Here is a 525-nt window from a genome sequence, read left to right on the forward strand (position 1 = left end):
CCCCCGAGTAATTCGTCGTGTAATACGCTGCAAGAACAAAAGAACCGACGCCAAACAACCCGCTGTCAGAACTTCCCGCCGGACCCTGCGGACCTGCAGGACCTGTGGCTCCGGTATCGCCTTTCGGTCCCTGTGGGCCTGCCGGACCGGTGGCTCCGGTATCTCCTTTCGGTCCCTGTGGGCCTGCCGGGCCTGCGGCTCCGGTATCCCCTTTCGGCCCCTGCGGGCCTGCCGGACCGGTGGCTCCGGTATCCCCTTTCGGTCCCTGTGGGCCTGCCGGGCCTGTGGCTCCGGTATCCCCTTTCGGTCCCTGTGGGCCTGCCGGGCCTGCGGCCCCCGTATCCCCTTTTGGCCCCTGTGGGCCGCCAGGGTCGCCCCGCTCACCTTTCGGACCTGCTGGGCCTGTATCACCTTTGTCACCCTTAGCGCCGGTTTCTCCCTTCGGCCCCTGTGCACCGGTGTCTCCCTTATCACCCTTTGGCCCCTGCTCCCCCTTCTCGCCTTTATCTCCCTTTGGCCCCTGTG

At 66.7% G+C, this 525-nt stretch carries 1 pseudogene; it reads right to left on the reverse strand.

Annotated elements, in window-relative coordinates:
* Nucleotides 1-525, reverse strand: a pseudogene (locus tag C7B16_RS24365) (phage tail protein); the annotation flags it as partial.

It is taken from the genome of Escherichia sp. 20412-1, from assembly GCF_003027595.1.
GTDB classification, from domain to species: Bacteria; Pseudomonadota; Gammaproteobacteria; order Enterobacterales; family Enterobacteriaceae; genus Escherichia; species Escherichia marmotae.